The sequence below is a fragment of the Paramuribaculum intestinale genome (genome assembly GCF_003024925.1).
In the GTDB taxonomy this organism is placed as follows: domain Bacteria; phylum Bacteroidota; class Bacteroidia; order Bacteroidales; family Muribaculaceae; genus Paramuribaculum; species Paramuribaculum intestinale.
This window is the reverse complement of sequence record NZ_PUED01000188.1, coordinates 1-4,241: the sequence shown is the minus strand read 5'-3', so window position 1 is coordinate 4,241 and position 4,241 is coordinate 1. Positions and strand designations below refer to the sequence as shown.

General features: G+C 53.9%; 5 protein-coding genes, 1 tRNA gene and 1 pseudogene. 1 reads left to right on the top strand and 6 read right to left on the bottom strand.

Going from position 1 to position 4,241, the window contains the following annotated elements:
• The 6 genes and pseudogenes from C5O24_RS11155 to C5O24_RS11125 all read right to left on the bottom strand — a co-directional run.
• Nucleotides 1-990 (bottom strand): annotated as a pseudogene (locus C5O24_RS11155) (kinase); the annotation flags it as partial.
• 17 nt (nucleotides 991-1,007) lie between these two features.
• Nucleotides 1,008-1,406: a hypothetical protein gene (locus C5O24_RS11150; RefSeq protein WP_107036685.1), complete on the bottom strand. Its 399-nt coding sequence runs from the start codon at nucleotides 1,404-1,406 to the stop codon at nucleotides 1,008-1,010.
• The gene (locus C5O24_RS11145; protein ID WP_107036686.1) at nucleotides 1,403-1,648 is read right to left on the bottom strand and encodes a hypothetical protein; all 246 of its coding nucleotides are present in this window, start codon (nucleotides 1,646-1,648) and stop codon (nucleotides 1,403-1,405) included. The genes C5O24_RS11150 and C5O24_RS11145 overlap by 4 nt, the downstream gene beginning before the upstream one ends.
• A 613-nt stretch (nucleotides 1,649-2,261) precedes the next feature.
• A tRNA-OTHER gene (locus C5O24_RS11135) sits at nucleotides 2,262-2,345 on the bottom strand.
• A 127-nt stretch (nucleotides 2,346-2,472) separates the two neighbouring features.
• The gene (locus C5O24_RS11130; RefSeq protein ID WP_107036688.1) at nucleotides 2,473-2,868 is read right to left on the bottom strand and encodes a bactofilin family protein; all 396 of its coding nucleotides are present in this window, start codon (nucleotides 2,866-2,868) and stop codon (nucleotides 2,473-2,475) included.
• Between the two features lie 22 nt (nucleotides 2,869-2,890).
• Nucleotides 2,891-3,304 carry a hypothetical protein gene (locus C5O24_RS11125; protein ID WP_107036689.1) on the bottom strand — a complete coding sequence of 138 codons (414 nt, stop codon included), beginning with the start codon at nucleotides 3,302-3,304 and terminating at the stop codon, nucleotides 2,891-2,893.
• A gap of 225 nt (nucleotides 3,305-3,529) precedes the next feature.
• On the opposite strand from C5O24_RS11125, the gene C5O24_RS11120 reads away from it, so the two are divergent.
• A complete protein-coding gene (locus C5O24_RS11120; protein WP_133165549.1) occupies nucleotides 3,530-4,156 on the top strand; it encodes a S24 family peptidase in 627 nt (208 codons plus the stop codon).
• Nucleotides 4,157-4,241 lie beyond the last annotated feature (85 nt).

Genomic DNA, 4,241 nt, shown 5'->3' with positions numbered 1-4,241 from the left:
TGTCTGGTCTCTGCATTTGTCTGCTCTGGGTCGCTGTTCGGTGGCTTCAGATGGGTATAATTGACAGTTGTAGTACAGGTTGAGTTTGGTGCCGTCGCCATACCATAGTGAGTCGCGCATACTCGGCAGGATGGTGGTGTTTTTACGGCTGTAGGCCTGATCGGTGGCGACTTGTCCGTATGCGGCGCTCATCCACAGGCGCTTGTTTTCGGGGCGGTCGAGCCAGTCAGTGAGGGAGCGTACGCTGCGCGGCACCTTCCACCCCTCCTGCTTTGCGCGCAGGCAGTAGGCGGTGTAGAGCATCGAGTCAGTATAGACCGGCATTTTGGAGCGCTTGAGGGCTATCAGATACTCGCCGCTCTCCTCTGTGATCACCACGGTATTGCTGTTGCCATATTTTTTACTGATCAGCGCGGGGTAGCCGTCGCGCTTATACTCATTGATCTTGGTGCGCAACCGCTCTACGCTTGTGGGCAGGGTGTGCTCGTAGGCGTCACGCAGCTGCTCGTATGTTTCGCCGGCGGTCTCAAGGAGCTGGCGCATGGTGGCGCCGCCATTTTTAACCCGCAGCAGGCCGCGGCGCTCGATTATGGCGATCATCCGGTTAAGCACAGAGGCGTTGATGACGAGCTGGCGCTGCACATCCTCGCCGAGAGCCACAAGCTCGCCGCGCAACTCATAGCGGTAGTTGGCGTAATATTTTTTGGCGGCCTCGTCGATGGTAAGATCAAGCTCGGCGCGCAGAGCCTCGTCGGCAAGGAGTTTGCGGGGATCGCCGTATTTGGCGATAAACCGACGGCGGTACATCTCGCGCAGGGCGTCAAAATCGATCCGGCACACTTGGCCGAGGCCGCCGCCCTTGGATAAGCGATACTCCGGATGACGACGCAATACGCCCTTGAGCGCGCTGCATGAGATCACCGCTCCGCCGTCGGTTGTCGACGTCAGCTCGTCAAACGTGACCGCTATTTTGCCATTATACACTTCCATCGCGTACCCCACCCTGATTATAGTTCGCGCGCGGCTTTCTGGAGCGCCATTATCTCCGAGTGTTTTGCACGCTCGATTTCGACCTTGACCTTGCCATTACGGGTGAGCACGGCCTTGCCTGTGGCCTTACTGATCGTTATTTGAGCACCATTTGAATAGCGCTGCACCCAGCTGCCGTCGGAGTCAAAAAACACCTCCTCACTCGTCACTCCATCGTATGTAATCTTACCACCTCCACACAGGATTATCTGACGCAGTTTTATTGCGTTTTTCGACATACCCAGCGGCTTTTCGTAGTTCAGCGTCGCGCGGATAAGACGGAGTGATGGCTTGCTTTTTTTGCCGCCATCTGTATAGACTCTCAAGACAGCTTCGAGCTTGTCAGGGGCGATGGTTATGTACTCTCTCTTTTTCATATACTTTTGGTGTTGGCGTTGTGCTTATCGTTGATCCAGTGGTTGACGTCGTGGAGGGCTTGCGCCAGGCCGTTGTCGGCGGCAACAAGGGCGCAGTAGTTGAGGTTTTGCGCCAGCTCATCCATCTCATGCGTGGCCTCCATGTCCTGAATGATCGGTTTTAGATCCTTGCGCAGGTCGGTCATGGCTGCTATCGCCGCTTTGACCGCTTCGCCGGTAATCCGTTCTGCTCTTGCTTTCATCTGCTTGCTTTGTTTGTGGGTTGTTATGAGTGCGCACGGCAGCTTCGACGCTGCAACCGCCTGGCAGGTTTGTACGTGAGCGGCATTTCCTCACTGTTCGTGCGCTGTGCAAACGACCGGAGAAAGGTGTCAAACTTTATACTCGCTATGGATTTTGCAGATCCGACCATTTACACTATATTTGCGATGTCAAATTTATACCGTTATGAACCAATACAATCTATGCGTTTTGACCGCGCAAGAATGGAATTTAATCCATTCAAAGGTCAAAGACCCCACGTGTCCTCATTGCCACGCTTTGATGGCATTAGACAACAAGGTGTATGCTCTGTTGGCTTTGGATAATCATTTCCATCCGACGCCGGGCTGGGGTTTAAGAGTGATTCGATTCGTTTGTCCTGTCTGTGGACACATGGACCTCTTCGACGGCGCCACTCTCCTCAAAGGGAATTAAGTCTCCTACCGACACAAGTGGACGAGAGAATCGGATGTATTTCATTCCGTCTGATGCCGTCACTTCCTCCATCCAACATCCCTTTCTGCAGGTTAGTCGCCTCAGCGCCTTTTTGATTAATCCAATTAGCTTCATATTGTTGTCGATTAATGGTTTGTGTGGTGGCCGGACGTGGACTCGAACCACGGACACCCCGGCGGATTGGTTACCGCGCGGTTGCTCTGCCAACTAAGCTATCCGGCCTTGTTGCCGGGGAGCGGGAGACCGGAGCCTCCCGGAAATCCTCTCCCCGGCTGCCGCCCGCCTGCTTGCTGCGGACAGCGATATAATCACCACATGGTTTCGCGGCGACTCTTCGCCGCAGGCGCCCTCACGGGTTGGCCTCTATCTTTTTTTTCGGCACTGTCACCCAGTCCGGGGTGTGTGCACAAGCCGTTACGTCGTTGTGGCTGTCGATCCGGCCATGCACGTATGCGTCGCCCATTGAGGCTATTCTACCGTCTGTGATCACATCTCCCCCTGCGAGGATGTCGCCACGGACACATATGCCTTCCTGCAGTATTATGTCGCCACGGGCATCCATGTCACCCTGCAGTACCGTGTCGCCACAGACATATATGTCCCCCTGCAGTATTATATCGCAGTGGAGCGAGAGCGCTCCGTCGTTTTCGTCGGCTGCGGCGGCGATCATGCGCTGCAGCTTCGCGGCGAGGCGGCGTCGATGGCGCGCCTGCCAGCCTTGTTTGATTTTTGTAAATAGGTTCATTGTCGGTTGTCGGTTATTTGGTTTACTGCTCTTTGTCAAGCATCTCACTTATGGTGTCGTAATCCTCGGCGCAGAGGAGCATTTGGTGGTCGATGATATAGCGTAATATCTGCCGTGGAGTAGTAAACCCTGCGGCGACGTCGCGAAATTCGTCATACCCTGTCGACTCCCACTGGTCGAGTATCTTTTCGACCATCGCCTCGCGCTCCGCTTTGAGGTTTTCGATGGTCTGTTTCGCTTCGTCGAGCTGCTTGCGGAGCTCGCTGACGCTATCAGATAGCGCATGGGCCAGCGAGGTGTGGCCAATCTTAAGCCACTCCCGGCAAAAGTCCTCTTTGGTCATTTCGCCGGCGTTCATATACATGGTGTTTGCTTCGACATAGCTTTTGTCCGCCACCGTGTAGCCGAGTAGTTTCTCAAATTCGTGTTTTAACATTTCGCGTAGTTGTTTGAGTGTTATTGCAAATTTTCGTATCTTTGGAGCGTCTTCCTGTGGGGAAGACGTTGCAAAGTTAACACGTAAATTTGACACGACAAAAATTTTTGACAGGAATTTTTGTCACGACAATCACATTAACCGCAAAAAATCATGTCATCCGTTAGCACAATCAAAGAGCGCCTTAAACTTATTGCAAGTCATTATGGTTTATCTATCAGGGCAATGGAAGAGCGCTGCGGGTTAGGGCGCGGCAACATTAGCAACATGGCGCAGGATGGTAATCTTGGGTCTGATAAATTGTCAAAAATCATTGACAGCCTCACTCAGGTTAACCCTACGTGGCTGCTTACAGGGCGAGGAGATATGCTACAGCAGGCGCAGGGCGCGGATGGCGACCCGTCGCGAGTGTCAAAAGATTTTGACGCCGGTCCCATCGACCGTGCTAATCCGGGCGCGACGCGGCCGCGCATCCCGTTCACGGCCGCGGCGGGTGCGCTGTCGATAGCCACCAATGCCGCCTGCGACGCGGACTGTGAGCGCTTCCCGGTGATCACCACCTTCCCGGCTTATGATTTTACCATCAAGATCGAGGGCGACTCGATGGCTCCCGACTATCTGTCGGGCGATGAACTCGCTTGTCGGTTTGTCGACTATCCGGCCAATATCAAGTGGGGCGAGCCTCATATATTAGATACGCGCGATGGCGTTGTGTTCAAAATCCCTTACTTCGGCGGTGATCAGATCATGTGCCGGTCGATCAATCCGGATGGGCCATCATTTCTCGTCGATTGCGCCGATGTGCTCCATGTGGCCTCGATCGTCGGTTTTACTCGTCAGCTGCAGCCATGACTACTCCTATAACTCTGTCTCTTATACACACTCTACGCCTCCGACGAACGATCTAATGTAGAAATCGGGATGCCGCGGAACAGTT

Bases quoted from the DNA above. Each gene is read 5' to 3' on its own strand.
- C5O24_RS11145 (WP_107036686.1), bottom strand. From the start codon at position 1,648: ATGAAAGCAAGAGCAGAACGGATTACCGGCGAAGCGGTCAAAGCGGCG.
- C5O24_RS11120 (WP_133165549.1), top strand. From the start codon at position 3,530: ATGGAAGAGCGCTGCGGGTTAGGGCGCGGCAACATTAGCAACATGGCG.
- C5O24_RS11150 (WP_107036685.1), bottom strand. From the start codon at position 1,406: ATGAAAAAGAGAGAGTACATAACCATCGCCCCTGACAAGCTCGAAGCT.
- C5O24_RS11130 (WP_107036688.1), bottom strand. From the start codon at position 2,868: ATGAACCTATTTACAAAAATCAAACAAGGCTGGCAGGCGCGCCATCGA.
- C5O24_RS11125 (WP_107036689.1), bottom strand. From the start codon at position 3,304: ATGTTAAAACACGAATTTGAGAAACTACTCGGCTACACGGTGGCGGAC.